General features: G+C 70.4%; 15 protein-coding genes, 1 tRNA gene and 1 pseudogene. 13 read left to right on the forward strand and 4 right to left on the reverse strand.

Features of this window, described 5'->3' with window-relative positions; genetic code table 11:
• The first annotated feature begins 160 nt into the window (after positions 1-160).
• The gene (locus ACIBEI_RS03360; protein WP_398884546.1) at positions 161-712 is read left to right on the forward strand and encodes a SigE family RNA polymerase sigma factor; all 552 of its coding nucleotides are present in this window, start codon (positions 161-163) and stop codon (positions 710-712) included.
• On the forward strand, positions 709-2,064 hold the full coding sequence (locus ACIBEI_RS03365; RefSeq protein ID WP_398884548.1) for a PQQ-binding-like beta-propeller repeat protein: 1,356 nt from the start codon (positions 709-711) through the stop codon (positions 2,062-2,064). The genes ACIBEI_RS03360 and ACIBEI_RS03365 overlap by 4 nt, the downstream gene beginning before the upstream one ends.
• A 58-nt stretch (positions 2,065-2,122) precedes the next feature.
• On the opposite strand, the gene ACIBEI_RS03370 is transcribed toward ACIBEI_RS03365, so the two are convergent.
• Positions 2,123-2,707 carry a TetR/AcrR family transcriptional regulator gene (locus ACIBEI_RS03370; protein ID WP_398885102.1) on the reverse strand — a complete coding sequence of 195 codons (585 nt, stop codon included), beginning with the start codon at positions 2,705-2,707 and terminating at the stop codon, positions 2,123-2,125.
• Between the two features lie 148 nt (positions 2,708-2,855).
• Here ACIBEI_RS03370 and ACIBEI_RS03375 point away from each other — a divergent pair, with 148 nt between their 5' ends.
• The 3 genes and pseudogenes from ACIBEI_RS03375 (at position 2,856) to ACIBEI_RS03385 (ending at position 4,874) form a co-directional block, all read left to right on the forward strand.
• Complete coding sequence (locus tag ACIBEI_RS03375) at positions 2,856-3,548, forward strand: NAD(P)-dependent oxidoreductase (protein ID WP_398884550.1); 693 nt, start codon at positions 2,856-2,858, stop codon at positions 3,546-3,548.
• Positions 3,545-3,949 (forward strand): annotated as a pseudogene (locus ACIBEI_RS03380) (pyridoxamine 5'-phosphate oxidase family protein). The gene ACIBEI_RS03375 and the pseudogene ACIBEI_RS03380 overlap by 4 nt, the downstream one beginning before the upstream one ends.
• A gap of 52 nt (positions 3,950-4,001) precedes the next feature.
• Positions 4,002-4,874 (forward strand): haloalkane dehalogenase, encoded by an 873-nt coding sequence (locus ACIBEI_RS03385; protein ID WP_398884552.1) that lies wholly within the window; start codon positions 4,002-4,004, stop codon positions 4,872-4,874.
• 111 nt (positions 4,875-4,985) lie between these two features.
• Here the strand turns inward: ACIBEI_RS03385 and ACIBEI_RS03390 are convergent, their stop codons facing one another.
• Together ACIBEI_RS03390 and ACIBEI_RS03395 are read right to left on the reverse strand one after the other, a co-directional pair.
• Entirely contained in the window at positions 4,986-6,239 is a 1,254-nt protein-coding gene (locus ACIBEI_RS03390; protein ID WP_398884554.1) for a hypothetical protein, read from the reverse strand.
• 23 nt (positions 6,240-6,262) lie between these two features.
• Positions 6,263-7,606 (reverse strand): family 43 glycosylhydrolase, encoded by a 1,344-nt coding sequence (locus ACIBEI_RS03395; RefSeq protein WP_398884556.1) that lies wholly within the window; start codon positions 7,604-7,606, stop codon positions 6,263-6,265.
• A 296-nt stretch (positions 7,607-7,902) separates the two neighbouring features.
• Between ACIBEI_RS03395 and ACIBEI_RS03400 the strand changes: the two genes are divergently transcribed.
• The 6 genes from ACIBEI_RS03400 to ACIBEI_RS03425 all read left to right on the forward strand — a co-directional run bounded on the left by ACIBEI_RS03400 (position 7,903) and on the right by ACIBEI_RS03425 (position 14,611).
• On the forward strand, positions 7,903-9,144 hold the full coding sequence (locus tag ACIBEI_RS03400) for an ROK family protein (protein ID WP_398884558.1): 1,242 nt from the start codon (positions 7,903-7,905) through the stop codon (positions 9,142-9,144).
• A gap of 40 nt (positions 9,145-9,184) precedes the next feature.
• Positions 9,185-10,000 (forward strand): ABC transporter permease, encoded by an 816-nt coding sequence (locus ACIBEI_RS03405; RefSeq protein ID WP_398884559.1) that lies wholly within the window; start codon positions 9,185-9,187, stop codon positions 9,998-10,000.
• The gene (locus ACIBEI_RS03410) at positions 9,997-10,776 is read left to right on the forward strand and encodes an ABC transporter ATP-binding protein (protein WP_398884561.1); all 780 of its coding nucleotides are present in this window, start codon (positions 9,997-9,999) and stop codon (positions 10,774-10,776) included. Before ACIBEI_RS03405 ends, ACIBEI_RS03410 begins: the two co-directional genes overlap by 4 nt.
• A 206-nt stretch (positions 10,777-10,982) precedes the next feature.
• On the forward strand, positions 10,983-11,966 hold the full coding sequence (locus tag ACIBEI_RS03415; protein ID WP_398884563.1) for an aliphatic sulfonate ABC transporter substrate-binding protein: 984 nt from the start codon (positions 10,983-10,985) through the stop codon (positions 11,964-11,966).
• Positions 11,967-12,077: 111 nt separating this feature from the next.
• A complete protein-coding gene (locus tag ACIBEI_RS03420) occupies positions 12,078-13,637 on the forward strand; it encodes a sulfatase-like hydrolase/transferase (RefSeq protein WP_398885104.1) in 1,560 nt (519 codons plus the stop codon).
• A 98-nt stretch (positions 13,638-13,735) separates the two neighbouring features.
• Positions 13,736-14,611 carry a formylglycine-generating enzyme family protein gene (locus tag ACIBEI_RS03425; RefSeq protein WP_398884565.1) on the forward strand — a complete coding sequence of 292 codons (876 nt, stop codon included), beginning with the start codon at positions 13,736-13,738 and terminating at the stop codon, positions 14,609-14,611.
• A gap of 103 nt (positions 14,612-14,714) precedes the next feature.
• On the opposite strand, the gene ACIBEI_RS03430 is transcribed toward ACIBEI_RS03425, so the two are convergent.
• A tRNA-Pro gene (locus tag ACIBEI_RS03430) sits at positions 14,715-14,791 on the reverse strand.
• A 156-nt stretch (positions 14,792-14,947) separates the two neighbouring features.
• Here ACIBEI_RS03430 and ACIBEI_RS03435 point away from each other — a divergent pair.
• Both ACIBEI_RS03435 and ACIBEI_RS03440 read left to right on the forward strand, forming a co-directional pair.
• On the forward strand, positions 14,948-15,670 hold the full coding sequence (locus ACIBEI_RS03435) for a transketolase (protein WP_398884567.1): 723 nt from the start codon (positions 14,948-14,950) through the stop codon (positions 15,668-15,670).
• A 68-nt stretch (positions 15,671-15,738) separates the two neighbouring features.
• Entirely contained in the window at positions 15,739-16,653 is a 915-nt protein-coding gene (locus ACIBEI_RS03440) for a transketolase family protein (RefSeq protein WP_398884569.1), read from the forward strand.
• Positions 16,654-16,744: the final 91 nt, after the last annotated feature.

Below are 16,744 nucleotides of genomic sequence, written 5' to 3' on the forward strand. Positions count from 1 at the left end.
CATTCCCGAGGGTGCCGGTTCGTCGGTGGCGGTGCGAAGGCCGGCCCTCCTCGCGTGTCCGAGGTTGTCACCGACTTCGTGTGAATACACAATCTCGCCCGTGGAGGGATAGCCGCGGGCGGCTCATCACGTCGTGGTGGTTGCGAGAAGGGGAGGGTCGATGGAGGCCACAAGTCACGACGAGTTCCGGGAGTTCGTAGCGATGCGCTCCACCGCGCTGCTGCAGCTCGCGGTGCTGCTCACCGGCGGGGACCGGCACGCCGCGGAGGATCTGCTGCAGATTGCGCTGATGAAGGCCTACGGGCGCTGGGCTCACATCGAGCAGCCCGAGGCGTACGTCCGTCAGGTCATGTACCGCCAGCAGGTCAACCGCTGGCGGCTGCGCAGGCACCGCGCGGAGACGACGGTGCCCGTACTGCCCGAGACCGGCGGCGACGCCGGTACCGAGTCGGGCACCGAGCTGCGGATCGCGCTGTGGGCGGCGCTCGGAAAACTGACGAAACGGCAGCGGGCCGTGGTCGTACTGCGCTACTTCGAGGACCTGCCGGAGGCCGAGGTCGCCGCGCTGCTGAGATGTCCGGTCGGCACGGTGCGCAGTACGGCGTACCGGTCGCTCGCCAAGCTCCGGCTGCTCGTACCGGAACTCGGGCCCGAAAGCCCCGCGGAACAGGTGCAGCAGCTCAGTTACACGCCGAAGGAGGTCCAGGGATGACGACGGAGCAGGTGGAGGAGAAGGTCCGGGAGACACTGCGCGCGGTCGCCCTGGACCGGGTACGGGCACCGGGCGATCTGGCCGAAAAGGTGGTGCGGCGGCGCAGTCGGCGCCGTTTCTCGCAGGTCGCGGGGGCAGCGGTGGCCGTTGCCGCGATCACCGTAGGGGCGGTGTTCGGGTTCGGGGGCGGCGGTGCTGCCGAGCAGGACCGGCCTGTGCGCCCGGCGGTGTCGCCGGAGGGCTGGAAGCCGTGGCAGAACGACGCCCGGGGCTCCGGCGAGCGGGGCTGCCTGGTGGACGGTTCCGCGCTGTACTGCAGCGGGTCCAAGTACGACGTCGCGAAGTTCGACGCGAACACCGGCGAGCGGCTGTGGACCGTCAAGGTCAACCGCGAAGGCGACGGGCCCGACCACGCGTTCGCCGCGCGCGACGGCGTGGTGTACGCCTACCGCAATCACACCGCGGACAAGGAGCCGAACGGCGACTACATCGGCGGTACGGATCTGATGGCGGTGGACGCCGACAACGGCAAGGTGCTGTGGACGGCCGAGATGCCACAGGACGACCGCACCGACCAGGCCGCCATGCTGATCGACGGGGCGGTACTGGCCAACACCCCGACGCTCCGCACGATGTCGGCCCTCGATCCGCTGACCGGAGAGGAGAAGTGGCGCCACACCTGGGACAAGGGCATCGTGTGTCAGCGCGCGGTGCTCAGCGGGGTGCCGTATCTCCTGTGCAACCAGGACACCGAGAAGCAGGACGACACCGACGTCATCCGTCTCGATCCCGCCACCGGAAATGCCGAGAAGGTCATGACCATGCCCGGCAGGCAACAGTTCCTCGGGACCTCGGGCGACCGGATGGTCCTGATCGCGGCGAAGAACGCGGGCGACAAGGACCTGCGGCTGACCACCCTCAGCGGCTCCGGCGAGCAGGCCTCGCACTCCTATCGGATCAAGGGAGAGCCGGCCAACTCGGACATCGTCGGTGATCTTCTGATCTCCGTGTCCTGGCAGGGCAAGGCCTCGGCCTACTCGCTGACCACCGGAAAGACCCTCTGGACCGCCCCGGTGGGCGTCAAGATGCCCGACAAGGAGACGATGGCGGGCCTCGCGGAACCCGTGGTGTCGGCGGGCCAAGGGGTCGTGTACTTCGTCGGCCCGAACGGAGACCTGTCGGGCCTCAGTCTGCGCACGGGTGAACAGATCTGGCGCGGCCATGCCGACACCGGCGACCAGGAGCCGGGTCCCACCTTCGGCGACACGCCCCAACTCCTGCTCTACGAGGACGTCCTGATCGCCCGGAACGGCAGCAAGATCGTCTCCCTGCTGCCACGGATCGGGGACTGACCGAACGGCCGTCGGCCGGGGCGGCACCGCTGCCCCGGCCGACGGCACGTGCTGCTCGTCAAGGCCGGACGGCTCCTCCACCGGAGGCCGGCGAGCCCCGACGGCCCGCTCCGGTGGTTGCCCCGGTGCGCGGCCTCGGGGTCAGTGCCGCGCGCAGCGCAGGGGTGAGGATGTGGCGGGTCTCGGAGGGGGTGAGGGCCGCGGGGGTCGGGAGGGGGTTGAGGTAGCGGGTGTAGATGAGGCCGCCGAGGATCGTCACCACGGCCGTGGCGCGGGCGGTCGCGTCCCGGCCGCCGAGAAATTCAACAAGCCGGGCCAGCAGCTCGCGTTCCAGGTATTCGCGGAGCACCTCGGCAGCCTCCTCGCCCTGGGTGGTGAGCTGTACGAAGTCCGCGTCCTCCCACAGGTTCGTCACCGCGTCGATCAGGCGGCCGGGGAGGGTGGCCGGGTCGCCGCCGAGGACGTCGTCCACCGCCAGCGCATTGGCGCACTGGAACTGCATCACGTCCGCGAACAGGCTCTTCTTCGAGCCGAAGTGGTACGCGATCAGCGCCGGGTCGACGCCGGCGGCCCCGGCCACCGCGCGCAGAGTGGTGCCCCGGTAGCCGCGCTCCAGGAAGAGCGCCCGGGCCGCCGAGACGATCGACTCGCGGGTCGGCGGGTTGCCGCGGGGACGGCCTCGGGTGCGGGCGGTGACAGGGGCGGAGTTATTCTTCAGCGTTGAGCCTGCTTTTCGTGATCGGCACAGTCAAGGGCGTTCCGGCAACCACACGAAGGGACGACCCGACGCCATGCGTATCGCAGTCCTCGGCGCCAATGGACCGACCGGCCGCCACCTCACCGACCAGGCCCTCGCCGCCGGCCACGTGGTCGTCGCCGTGACTCGCCGCCCCGGCTCTCTCGCCACGCGGCCCGGTCTCACCGTGGCCGTCGCCGACGCCACCGACCCGGCGGCCGTCGATGCCGCGATCGAGGGGACGGACGCCGTCCTCTCCGTACTGGGCGCGCGTTTCAGCAAGGAGACCATCAGCACCTACTCGGCGAGCGCCGCGGCCGTCACCGGGGCCATGGCCCGCCACGGCATCAAACGGCTGCTCGCCGTGAGCTCCAGCATCGCCGACCCGCACTGGCGTCCCACGGGCGCGCACTTCTTCAATCATGTGCTCGACCCGCTGGTGAACCGACGCCTCGGCCGTACCCTCCATGAGGACATGCGCCGCATGGAGGCCGTGGTCCGTCGGACGGACCTCGACTGGACCTTCGTCCGGCCCTCGGGCCTCTTCGAGCACCCCGTCGTCACGGACTACCACACCGCCGAGACCAGTGCAGACGGCGTCTTCACCGCCCGTGCCGACCTCGCCTCGAGCATGCTGCGCGAGGTGGAGGAGCGGCGGTACGTCCGTACGGCCATGGGCGTCATCACCACGGCCGTGAAGCCGAACATCGCCAAGCTGATCTGGCACGAGGGCGTGAAGAAGAAGTGAGCCGGGTGACCGTCGAACTCTCGCCCGCCACAAGGGTGTTCCTCACTCGCGCCCACACCGCCACCCTCACCACTCTCCGCCCCGACGGCACCCCGCACGTCACCCCTGTCCGCTTCACCTTCGACGCGGTCGACGGCCTGGTCCGAGTAACCACCCGGGCGGGAGCGCGCAAGGCCCGGAACGTGGCGAGGGGCGGCCCAACAGCCCGTGTCGCGCTCTGCCAGGCGGACGGCTTCCGCTGAGTCACCCTCGAAGGCCGGGCCACCGTCACCGACGACCCCGCGCGCCTGGCCGAGGCGGTCCGCCGCTACACCGTCCGCTACCGCGCGGCCCCGCCCACCCCGCCGGACCTGGTCGTCGTCGAGATCGCCGTCGACCGAGTCCTGAGCCTCAACCTCTGAATCCCCCTCGAAGAATCTGACTCCCCCTCGAAGAAAGCGAAGTGACACCGCCGTGCCCCGTCTCCCCCTCCTCGACTCCACGCTCCACTACCGCGAGTCCGGCGACCCCGACGGTCTGCCGTTCGTCTTCCTCCACGGCAACCCCACCTCCTCCCACCTGTGGCGGAACGTCCTGCCGGGTGTGGCCGCGCCCGGCCGCCGCCTTCTCGCCCCGGATCTCATCGGCATGGGCGACTCCGGAAAACCCGACCTCGCCTACTCCTTCGACGACCACGCCCGCTACCTCGACGCCTGGTTCGACGCCCTCGGCCTTGCCGAGGCCGTCCTCGTCGGCCACGACTGGGGCGGCGCGCTCGCCTTCGACCGCGCCGCCCGCCTCCCGGGCCGCGTCCGCGGCCTCGCCTTCACCGAGACGATCGTCAAGCCGCTGGTCGGTGACGAATTCCCGTCGGCCGGGCGGGAGTTGTTCACCCTCCTGCGCACCCCCGGGGTGGGCGAGGAGATGATCCTGGAGAAGTCCATGTTCATCGAAGAGCTCCCGGACACGCTCGCCACCCCGCTCGACCCCGCCGACCTGGAGGTCTACCGCCGCCCCTTCCCGACACCGCACAGCCGCCGCCCGGTACTGGCGTGGACGCGCATGATGCCGCTGGACGACGAGCCCGCCGACATCGTGGCCCGCGTCGAGCGGTACGACGCCTGGCTGGCCGCCAGCCCCGAAGTCCCCAAGCTGCTGGCCGCGTTCACGCCCGGCCCGGGCGCGATGACCGACCAAGGGGCCGTGGCCTGGTGCGAGGAGAACATCGCCGGCCTGGAGGTCTCCCGCCACGGCCTCGCCGGCCACCACTCCCCGGAGGACCGCCCGGAGGAGCTGGCCACGGCGATCAACGCCTGGGCCGACCGCCACGGGCTGGCACGCCGGTAGGAGTCCTCGACCACGACGGTGCCGACCGTCCCAACCGGCAGAACTGCCGCTGCCGGATGATGACTTCGGACATCGACGCGGCCCGACTCCAGACGCCGGCCCACGGGTTGCTCAACGCCACGCCATCGTGACCCCGCCGGAAACGTCCTGGAGGGCGCGGAACGAGTCGTAGAACGCCGGGTTGTGCGCCATGGCGCCATTCGCGGAAGGCTGGACGACGAGGTTGGCGTACAGGCTGTTCAGCAGCCACGGCATCTTCGTCGGCCCGATGTCGCGGACCATGGCGGGCTGCTGGAGCGTGCCGTAGGCCGCCACGGCCAGCCGTCCCGTGGCACGGAACTGCCGCACCTGGTTGGTCAGGTAGTCCTTTCGGGAGGCGAACCAGGGGCTGTTCATCAGCAGATCGCGCCACCGCTGCTGCGAGACGGCGTCCGCGGCGGAGTCCCGAACCTCCTGCCACACCGGGGTCCCGGCCGCCACCCCGTATCGGTCGGCGTACACGGCGGGCACCGGATCGCTCCAGTGCCGCTTCCACCAATGCACCAGGGAGAACTCGGTGGCGAGGAAACGCTGCTCGGAGCGGATCCGCGGCAGCACGTGGTCCGTATACGCCCTGGCCTGTTCGACGGCCGCGACGTGCGGGTGAATGTCCACGCCGTCGAGCTCGGGAGTGGCCCTGACGTGTGCCAGCCAGGCGTCGACGGCAGGGGTGCGCCAGGCGGGGTCCTCCAGGCGGTTGAGGGCGCCCATGTACAGGCGAGTGCGACATTCGGACCCGCAGCGCTTCCTCCGCTCGGAGATCACGTGCGCGGCAACGGCCTCGTAGAAGGGGTTCAGGAGGGTGGCGCGATCCTCGGCGCGCGTCTCGAGGAACGGCTCGTTGCCGATGACCAGGATGTCGACCTTGTCCAGCACAGCGTCCAGTGCCCTGTCGACGCGGGCGAGTTCCTTGTCCATCGCGCCGCTGCCCGGCTGCGGGAGAGGCGTGGTCCGGTGCGGGAACTTCAGCGACAGTACGGTGCCATGGCCGGAGCCGGCGAACGACAGCAGGGTCCTGATCGCGGGTTGCCGGGATGCCTCCACACTGTCCAGTTCGGGCATCGCGACAAAGCCGCGTACCCACCTGGTGCGCAGGTCGTCCAGCACCGAGGCGGTCATGCCGCGCGGCTCCTCGTTGAAGTTCGCGCCGAGCACGCCCTCCGGGGCCGCGGGACGCGTCCGGTGCCCGGCGTGGCCGCCCGGACCGCCGGCACCGCTGCCTCCTGGGCCGCCGGCTCCGGCTCCGTCCGACCGGCACCCCGCGAGCAGCAGGGCGCCACCCCCGGCGAGGCCGAGGAGCCTCCGACGGCTGGGGCTCGTGCCCATCTCCCATACCTCCGCTCGCACGGTCAGCCGTCGGCCGGTCGGTTCTGCCTGCGTCGGACGTAGAGCCGACCGCCTTCCGGGCCCGTCCACTCCAGGCGTACGACGCCCGGAACGGCGGCGTCCGCGATACGGGACGGGTGGGACCAGTATCCGGCGACCGGGTTGCGGAAGAACGTGGCCCAGAGGCCACCCGCGTGATCGGAGAACAAGTTGTTGTGGCCCGCTCCGACACCCGCGGTCCACCGCCGGGAGTACGGGCCCTCGAACCGGTCGGCGACGGCGACGACCGCGTCGTACTGGTACTGCGTGCGGCCTGTGCCCGGCGGGGCGTAGGCGTAGCGCGTGCTGCCGTCCGGGGCGACGGACGAGCGGTTCCAGGCGGCCTGGAGGAGGTAGTACTTGCCGCGGTGCTTGAAGACGTACGCGCCCTCGAGGTACGGCTCCGGAGAGTAGGGCGACTGCCGGAACTCCGGGAGGTCCGTGGTGGGGACGATGTCCTCCATGTCGGAACGGAACCTGGCGTACAGGTCGTTGTGCAGCACGAGCCAGGCGTTGTCGCCCTCGGCGTAGATGCTGCCGTCGATGTGGTGGTACGCGCCGGGCTCGATGAACGGCGGCCCGCCGACGACCGCTTCGCCGAACGGCTTGGCGAGGTTGCCCTCGGCGAGCCGGTACGGGCCCGCGACCCCGCCCTCGCTCACCAGCAGGAACGAGCCGACCTTGCGGGAGTGGTCACCCATGCACGCGACGATGTACCAGCGGCCGCGGACGTGGTGCACCTCCGGCGCCCACACCTCGCCGCGTTTGCCGAACTCGTCGTCGTGCCAGTACTGCTGCCAGGGGGCGACGACCGTGCGCCCGGGCCGGTTCTCGCCGGCGAACTCGGGCGACCACACCTTGCCCTTGGCGGCACCCGGGCGGATTCCGGTCGTGTCCGCCAGCCGCCACGGTCCGCGCAGCGACCTGGACACCCACACGAAGATGCCGTCGTTCCACGGGGCGGCCGCGTCGAGGCCCGGCGCCCGGGTCGTACCGGTGGCGACGTAGAGCGGACTGCCCCCGACGACGAAGCAGTTGACGTACGTGTCCCGCATCCACACCACACCGCGCTCCTTGTCCCGGGGGCGCAGTTCGAGCGGGAGGACGAAGGAGTTGTCGTCGCGCGGCCAGAGGTCCGGGCGGGTGTCGGCGAGACCGTACGGTTCGGGGTCGGGCCAGTTCGCCGGGTATGCCTCGGCCTGTAAACGTCGCGTCGCCGGGTCCGCCTGTACGGAGGCCGTGGGCAGCGCCGCCGCCACTCCCAGGGTGCCCGCACCTGCCAACAGGGCTCTCCGGCCGATGGGCGGCCGGTTCGTGCTGTCGGTCATCAGTCACGTCCTCCCTCGTCGGGCCGCCCGAGGGACGGCATGACGAACAGGATGCGAACGGCCGCCGGATTTCGTCAACAGCCCGGAAAATTAATCCGGATCGGGTGTTCCGGGGGCACGATTTCGGCCGGGACAACCCCAATCGCCGCGCGTTATCGAAGCGTTACGAGCCGGTTCGCGACGTAGGCGTTCCAAGTAACCCCAGGCCACAGGGGGTTGAGGTCGACTCCCCCTGGAGGGTGGGAGCGGCGAAGTTATTTCGTCCGACTCATTGACGAAAATATTCGTGCGCTCACATGCTGTCCGGCATGCACCCACACGACGGTCCGCTGACACGGCTCCGGCGCAGCCATGAGCAATCCGTTCTCGAGTTGCTCCGCAAGTACGGTCCGCTGAGCCGGGCCGAGTTGGGCACGCGAAGCGGGCTCTCCCGCACCACGCTCTACGACATAGTCGCCGGCCTGGTGACCAGCCGTGCGGTGGTCGTCGGCACGCCCTACGTCGAGGCGCGCAAGCGGGGGCGCCCGGTCGAGAAGCTCAGCCTCAACCCGGCCGCCGGGGAGGCGGTGGGCATCGACTTCGCGCGCCGTGCCGTGCATGTCGCCGCGGTCAACCTCGCCCACGAAGTGGTCGGTTCGGCGAGCGAAGGGCATGCGGCGGACCTGTCCTGGCCCGAGCGGGTGGACATCGCCGTACGGCTGCTCGACTCGCTGACGACCAGTGCGCCGGGGGAATCGGGGGCCGGGGGCACAGGGCGGGAACAGGCCGTCCATCTCGGCGCACTCCGTGCGATCGGCGTCGGCGTGGTCGGTCCGACCACCGACCCCGGCAGCGAGAGCGCCCACGCGCAGGGCATCGACGGCCTACCCGACCTGCTGCGCAAGCGGTTCGGGGTGCCGGTGCTGCTCGACAACAACACCCGCCTCGCCGCGCTGGCCGAAGCGGTGTGGGGCGCGGCGGCGGACAGCGGCGACGTGCTCTACCTGAGGCTGTCGCACGGCGTGGGCGGCGGGCTCGTCGTGGGCGGCGCGCTGCACCGGGGCAGACACGGACTGTCCGGCGAGTTCGGACACATCACCGTGGACCCGGCCGGCGAGCGGTGCGAGTGCGGCGGAACCGGCTGCCTGGAGACCCTCGCCTCACTCGACGCGGTACTGCGCCGCTACCGGGCGGCGGGCGGCAGGGCGGACAGCACCACGCAGTTCCTGGACGCGGCAACGGCCGCCGACCCGCCCGCCCTTGAGGTACTTGCCCGCGTCGGCAGCGAGGTCGGCGGCGTACTGGCCGCGATCTGTCACGCCGTCGGACCGGGCGTCATCGTCGTCGGCGGCGAGCTGGCGCAGGCCGGCGACGCCCTGCTCGAACCGGTCGAACGGGCCCTGCGGCAGCACCTGATGCCGCTTGCCCGCCACCACGTGGACGTACGGCGCGCCACACTCGGCGAGGCCGGCAGCGCCCTGGGCGGCATCGCCCTCGTACTCCATGAAACCCCCCTGCTCACCCACTACCCGCAGCCCGTCTCCGAGGAGAACGCATGAGGCCACCAGGAGAACGCACGAGGCCATCAGTGAGGAACCCATGGCTGTGATCACCCCCCTCGACAAGACCGCTGCCCCCACGCGGCGGCAGCAGCAACAACCGCGTCGTTCCGTCCGACCGCTGGTCCTGGGCGGCCTGGCGCTCGCGGCGGGTGTCGCCGTGTGGGCCGTCGTGGCCGCCCTCGGACTCGTCGAGAACCTGCCCACACCGGCGGCGGTGGCGCGCAAGGCGGGCACCATGACGGCCGACGGCACGCTGGCGTCCGACACGTCCGCCAGTCTGCGCCGGGTCTTCATCGGTTACGCCCTCGGCGTGGTCGTGGCGGTCCCGGTCGGCTTCCTCATGGGCTGGTACCCGACGGTGCGCGCCGTGGTCGAGCCGTACATCCAGTTCTTCCGCACCATCCCGCCGCTGGCACTGATCCCGCTGGCCGTGGTGCTGCTCGGGATCGGTGAGGTACCGAAGATCGCCGTGATCTGTCTGGCCTCGTTCATGGCCTGCGTCGTGGCCTCCTTCCAGGGCGTCGTCGACGTGGACACGACCCTGATCAACGCCGCCCGGGTGCTGGGCGCCTCCGATCGCGTCATCTTCGCCAAGGTGGTCGTGCCGGCGTCCACCCCGTTCATCCTCGTCGGCATGCGGATCGGCCTCGGCGCGTCCTGGGCCACCGTGGTCGCCGCCGAACTCATCGGCGCCCAGGAGGGATTGGGCTACCGGATGCAGAAGGCGGCCACCTGGTTCGACATGGACGCGATCTTCGTATCGCTGATCACCATCGGAGTACTCGGGCTCGTGATGGACCGGCTGTTGCTGCTGGCCGAGCGACGCCTCACCGGCTGGCAGGAGCGACGATGAACAGCAAGATCAGTTTCCGTGACGTGGTGAAGACCTTCCCGCTGAAGAGCGCCACCTTCACGGCGCTCGGCGGGGTGGACCTGGACATCGCGGACCAGGAGTTCGTCACCGTCGTGGGGCCGTCCGGCTGCGGCAAGTCCACGCTGATGAGCATGGCGGCTGGGCTGCAGGAGCCCGACTCGGGCAGCGTCCTGGTCGACGGGAAGCCGGTGTCGGGTCCCGGCCCCGACCGGGGTGTGATCTTCCAGCAGTACGCCCTGTTCCCCTGGCTGACCGTACGGCAGAACGTGGAGTTCGGGCTCAAGCTCGCCTCCGTACCCACCGCGGAGCGCAGACGGCGCACGGACGCCGCCATCGACCTCGTCGGACTCGGTGAGTTCGCCGACGCCCTGCCCAAGACGCTGTCCGGCGGCATGAAGCAGCGCTGCGCCATCGCCCGCGCGTACGCGGTGGACCCTCAAGTGCTGCTGATGGACGAGCCGTTCGGCGCTCTCGACGCGCTCACCCGGGTGCAGTTGCAGGACCAGCTGCTGCGGACCTGGAGCCAGGAGAAGCGGACCGTGCTGTTCATCACCCATGACGTGGACGAGGCCGTCTACCTGGCCAACCGTGTCGTCGTCATGGCGGCGGGTCCCGGGCGCGTCCACCGCGTCATCGACGTGGACCTGCCCTATCCGCGCACGGAGGAGATACGGCTGTCCGCGGAGTTCCGCCGCATCCGCAACGAAGTCTGGACGTCCGTCTACCACCAGGACGAAGCCGCCCCGGCCGCATAACCGCCCGACGGCTTTCCGCCACCCACCGACCCTCGTACCGCACCGCACCGCACCGCATCGCATCGCATCGCATCGCATCGCATCGCATCGCATCGCATCGCACCGCACCGCACCGCACCGCACCGCACCGCACCGCACCGCACCGCACCGCACCGCACCGCACCGCACCGCACCGCACCGCACCGCACCGAGAGGATCCATCCACCATGCACCGAAGCACGGTCAGACGCGCCCTCACGACACTGCCTGCCGTATTCGTACTGTCACTTTCCGTGAGCGCGTGTTCCGGGAGCGGGTCCGGCGACGACTCCACGGTCAGGTTCGGCTACATCGGCGACTACAACGGGGCCAGTCTGCTGGCGATCGCCGAGAAGCAGGGGCTGTGGAAGAAGGTCGGGCTGACCGCGGAGACCAAGACGTTCAACAACGGCCCGGTGCAGATCCAGGCGCTCAGCGCCGGAGACCTCGACTACGGCTACATCGGCCCCGGTGCCGTGTGGCTGCCCGCCTCCGGCCAGTCCAAGATCATCGCCATCAACACGCTCACGTACGCGGACCGGGTCATAGGCCAGCCCGGGATGGACTCCATGAAGGACCTCAAGGGCAAGAAGATCGGCGTGCCCGAGGGCACTTCCGGCGACATGATCCTCAACATCGCGCTGGCGGAGGCCGGGATGACCGGCAAGGACATCTCCAAGGTCAACATGGATCCGTCCACGATCGTCTCCGCCTTCTCCTCCGGGAAGATCGACGGCGCCGGCTTCTTCTATCCGGCCATCGACACCATCAAGAAGAAGGTGCCGGACCTGGTGGAGGTCGCCAGCACCAAGGACACCGGGGATTTCTTCCCCACCGCGTTCGTCGCCGGCAACAAGGTGCCGGAGGAGAAGAACAGCAAGGTGGTCAAGGTGCTGCAGCAGGCCAACGACTGGCGCCAGGCACATCCCGCCGAGACCATCGCGCTCACCGCGAAGCTGCTGGAGGTCTCAGAGGCCCAGACGAAGGCCGACGCCTCCCACGTCCAGACCCTCTCCACCGCGGACCTGGTCGCCAAGTCGAAGAGCGGTGAAGTGGACAAGTGGCTGAAGACACTTGGCGACTTCTTCGTACGCAACAAGCAGCTGGACGAGAACCCCGATCCGGGTGAGTACTACGCGGGCGATCTCTACGAGAAGGCGCAGGGCCGGTAGCGGGCGAAAGCGTCCTCCAGGACGGCGTCCTCACCGCGACGGCGTCCTGACTGCCGGCCAGGCAATTCGATACGCCCGTACGACTCGAAAGGCACCGCCGTGCGCCACAACATGCTCTTCCTGATGACCGACCAGCACCGCGTCGACACCCTCGGCGCCTACGGCAACCCACACGTGCGCACCCCCAACCTGGACCGCCTCGCCGCACAGGGCACCCGCTTCGACAGCTGCTACACGCCGACGGCCATCTGCACTCCGGCCCGGGCCAGCCTGCTGACCGGCGCGGCACCCTTCCGGCACAAGCTGCTCGCCAACTACGAGCGCAACGTGGGGTACTTGGAGGACCTGGCCGACGGCCAGTTCACGTTCGCCGAGCAACTGCGCAGCGAGGGCTACAACCTGGGCCTCCTGGGCAAGTGGCACGGCGGCGTCCGGCGCACCGCCGCCGACTACGGCTTCCAGGGCCCGGACCTCGCCGGCTGGCACAACCCCGTCGATCACCCCGACTACCTGGCCTACCTCAAGGAGAACGGCCTTCCCGAGTACGCCATCAGCGACCGGATGCGCGGCACGACCCCCAACGGCAGCCCGGGCAACCTCCTCGCGGCCCGGCTGCACCAGCCCGTCGAGGCCACCTTCGAGTACTACCTGGCGACCCGCACCATCGAGATGCTCCACCGCTTCGCTCGGAACGAGCAGGCCGGGGAGGGCGTCCCGTTCTTCCTCGCGACCCACTTCTTCGGTCCGCACCTGCCGTACATCCTCCCCGACGAGTACTTCGACCTGTACGACCCGGACCTGGTGGAGCTGCCCGCCTCCATCGGCGAGACCTTCGCGGGCAAGCCACCGGTCCAGAGCAACTACAGCAAGCTGTGGGCGTTCGACACCATGCCGATCGAGGACAGCCGCAAACTCATCGCCGTCTACTGGGGTTACGTCACGCTCATCGACGAGCAAATCGGCCGCATCCTCGACGCCGTACGGGAGTTGGGCCTGGACGAGCGCACCGCGGTGTGCTTCACCGCCGACCACGGCGAGTTCACCGGCGCCCACCGGCTGCACGACAAGGGCCCCGCCATGTACGAGGACATCTACCGCATCCCCGGGCTGCTGCGGGTGCCGGGTGCCGTACCGGGCCAGGTGCGCGAGGAGTTCGTCTCGCTCACCGACTACACGGCGACCATCCTGGAACTCGCCGGCAGCGATCCCGCCCCGGCCGTGGACAGCCGCAGCCTGCTGCCCCTGGCCCGCGGCGAACGGCCGGCCTGGGACGAGCATCACCTGGCCGAGTACCACGGTCACCACTTCCCGTACCCGCAGCGCATGCTGCGCACCCGGCACCACAAACTGGTCGTCAACCCCGAGTCGCGCAACGAGCTGTACGACCTGCGGACCGACCCGGACGAACTCCTCAACCGCTACGACCACCCCGAACTCCGGCACGTACGCACACAGTTGATGCACCGCCTGTACAGCCTGCTACGGGACCGCGGAGACAACTTCTTCCACTGGATGACACCCATGTACGACGTGCCGACCGACCACGACACCACCCTGTCGTCGTTCGAGACGGAGAAGGCCGACGGCGCGGGCTCCTCGCCGCCCGCCGGTACGGACGCATCGCCGCCCGCCGGCACGAACGCATCGACGCCGGTCGGCGGTACGCGGTGAGCAGCCCGCCGAGCGCGGGCCGGGACCGGCCCTCATGCTGCGCCCCCTCCCGCACCGGCGCCGATGCCGTCGGCGCGGGGCCGGTCACTCTCGCGCCCATGCCGCCCGCCACCCGCACCCGGTCGCCCGGCCACGACACCCGCGTCGCCCTGCCCGGCGGAACCTTCCGCATGGGCACCGAGGACGCGGACGCGAACCCCGGCGACCGGGAGGGCCCCGTCCGTGAGGTGGCCGTGGACGCGTTCGCCATCGACGCCTACGCCGTGACCACCGCCCGCTTCGCGGCCTTCGTCGCGGACACCGGACACCGCACCGAGGCCGAGCGCCACGGCTGGAGCTACGTCTTCGCCCGCTTTCTGCCGGGCGACCTGAGACGCGTCTCCCCGCGCCCCGACGCCACCCCGTGGTGGTGCGGAGTCGAGGGAGCCACCTGGCGCGCCCCGGAGGGACCCGGCAGCGACCTCGAAGGCCGCTGGGACCATCCCGTCACCCACGTCGGCTGGTCCGATGCCGAAGCGTTCGCCGGGTGGGCCGGCGGACGGCTGCCCACCGAGACCGAGTGGGAGTACGCCGCCCGCGGCGGCCTCGACCAGGCCCGCTACCCATGGGGCGACGAACTCACCCCCGACGGCGAGCACCGCTGCAACATCTGGCAGGGCACCTTCCCCACCAAGAACACCGCCGAGGACGGCCACACCGGCACCGCACCCGTCCACGCCTTTCCGCCGAACGCCTACGGTCTCCACAACGTGTGCGGAAACGTGTGGGAGTGGTGCGCCGACCCGTGGGACACCAAGTCCCCGGAACTGCGCGTCATGCGCGGAGGCTCGTACCTGTGCCACGACTCGTACTGCAATCGCTACCGCGTCGCCGCCCGCACGGCCAACACCGCCGACAGCACGACGGGCAACCTGGGCTTCCGGGTCGCCTACCCCACCGAGGGCCCGCAAGCCTCTCCGGACGGCCGGCGGTAGCCACCGTGTGCGACCTGCGCCCACAGCACGACCACCAGGCCTCCTGGAACGCGAAAAGCCGCCCTCCCATTGGTGAGAGAACGGCCTCCGACCTGCAAGAAGCTGGTCGGGACGACAGGATTTGAACCTGCGACCCCTTGACCCCCAGTCAAGTGCGCTACCAAGCTGCGCCACGTCCCGGTGCCCGTTGTGACCTGGGGTTTCCCCTGGCTGAACGCGCACGGAAACAATACCGCACTCGGGTCGATGGTCGCGCACTCCTTTTGTCCGGTGATCGCCCTGCCCCGGCGGTCACCGCTTGACCTCAACTTCGCTTGAGGTCGCACGATCGTCCGTATGACGACGATGACGACGATGACGACGACAACGGTGCGACGCGGCTACGGGTATGCGGACCTGCCGGGCCTGATGGGGTTGATGAGCGGGGACGAGAAGCACGGACCGGCGGCGACGTCCACGCTGGACGCGCTCTGGGTGCTCTACGACCGGGTGCTTCGGGTGACACCGGAGCGGGCGGACGATCCGGAACGGGACCGGTTCCTGCTGTCCAAGGGGCACGGGCCGATGGCGTACTACGCGGTGCTCGCCGCGAAGGGTTTCGTGCCCGTCGACTGGCTGCCGGGGTTCGGCTCGTACGAGTCGCCGCTCGGCCACCATCCGGACCGCGTGCTCGTACCGGGTGCCGAGATCGGCAGCGGTTCGCTCGGGCACGGGCTGCCGATCGCGGTCGGCACGGCGCTGGGTCTGCGCGCCCAAGGACTGCACGACCCCCGTGTGTGGGTGCTGGTCGGGGACGCCGAACTGGACGAGGGCAGCAACCACGAGGCCATCGCGTACGCCGGTCCGGCCGGGCTCGACCAGCTGCACACCGTCGTGATCGACAACTCCTCCGCCAGTTACGCGCTCCCCGGCGGGATCGCCGCGCGCTTCGAGGCCGCGGGCTGGTCCGCCGAGACCGTCGACGGGCGGGACCACGACGCCCTGTACGCCGCCTTCACCGCCCCTCACCCGGGACGGCCGCGCGTGGTCGTCGCCCAGGTGGAGCCGAAGACCGCCTGAGCCGGTCGCCGACGCCCACACAGCAACTCTTCAGCACACCCGCGCACCCGCAACGGAGGACTTTCCCCATGGACACCATGCGTGACCGCTTCGCCCCCGTCGTCTCACGGCTGCTCGACGAGGACCCGCGCGTCGCGGTCGTTCTCGCCGAGATCGGTGTGGCCGGATTCGAGGACGCGCGGCACCGGCATCCGGACCGTGTGATCAACGTCGGCATCCGGGAGCAGTTGCTGGTCGGGGCGGGCGCGGGCCTCGCGCTGACCGGGCTGCGGCCCGTGGTGCACACCTTCGCCAGCTTCCTCGTCGAGCGGCCCTTCGAGCAGGTCAAGCTGGACCTCGGGCACCAGGACGTGGGCGCGGTACTGGTCAGCGCCTCCGCGTCCTTCGACTGGCCCTCGGGCGGCTACACCCACATGGCACCCGGCGACATCGCCCTGCTGGACACGCTCGACGGCTGGACGGTGCACGTCCCTGGCCACCCGGACGAGGCCGAGACACTGCTGCGGCACGCCGTCGCGGCGGGCGACGACAAGGTGTACGTACGGCTGTCCGTGCAGTCGAACGCCGAGGCCCTGGACGTCGACGGAGTCCGCTTCCGCACCGTCCGCGAGGGGCGTGCCGGTGTGGTGGTCGCGGTCGGGCCGATGCTCGACGCGGTCCTCGACGCCACCGAGGGACTCGACGTCACCGTGCTGTACGGCACGACCGTACGCCCCTTCGACGCGGCCGCGCTGCGCCGGGCCACGGAGGCAGCCGGGACCGATGTCGTCCTCGTCGAGCCGTACCTGGCCGGCACGTCGACGGCGGCCGCGAACGACGCCCTCGCAGACCTGCCGCACCGCGTCCTCGGCCTCGGCGTCGGCCGCCGCGAACTGCGCCGCTACGGGCAGATCGAGGAACACGTGGCCGCGCACGGGCTGGACGCCGGGTCGTTGCGGGAGCGGATCGGTGGGTTCCTGGGGTCGACGCGGGTCAGCGCGTAGGCCCGGCTCCTCGGCCGGGCTTCAGCCCTTCCCGCCGGTGCACGCCTGTCTGTCCCCCAGTCCGTCCCCTCGCCCGTCCCCCTGGTGGCTG

Origin of the sequence: Streptomyces sp. NPDC050988, from assembly GCF_044456225.1 — a bacterium.
Taxonomy (GTDB): Bacteria; Actinomycetota; Actinomycetes; order Streptomycetales; family Streptomycetaceae; genus Streptomyces.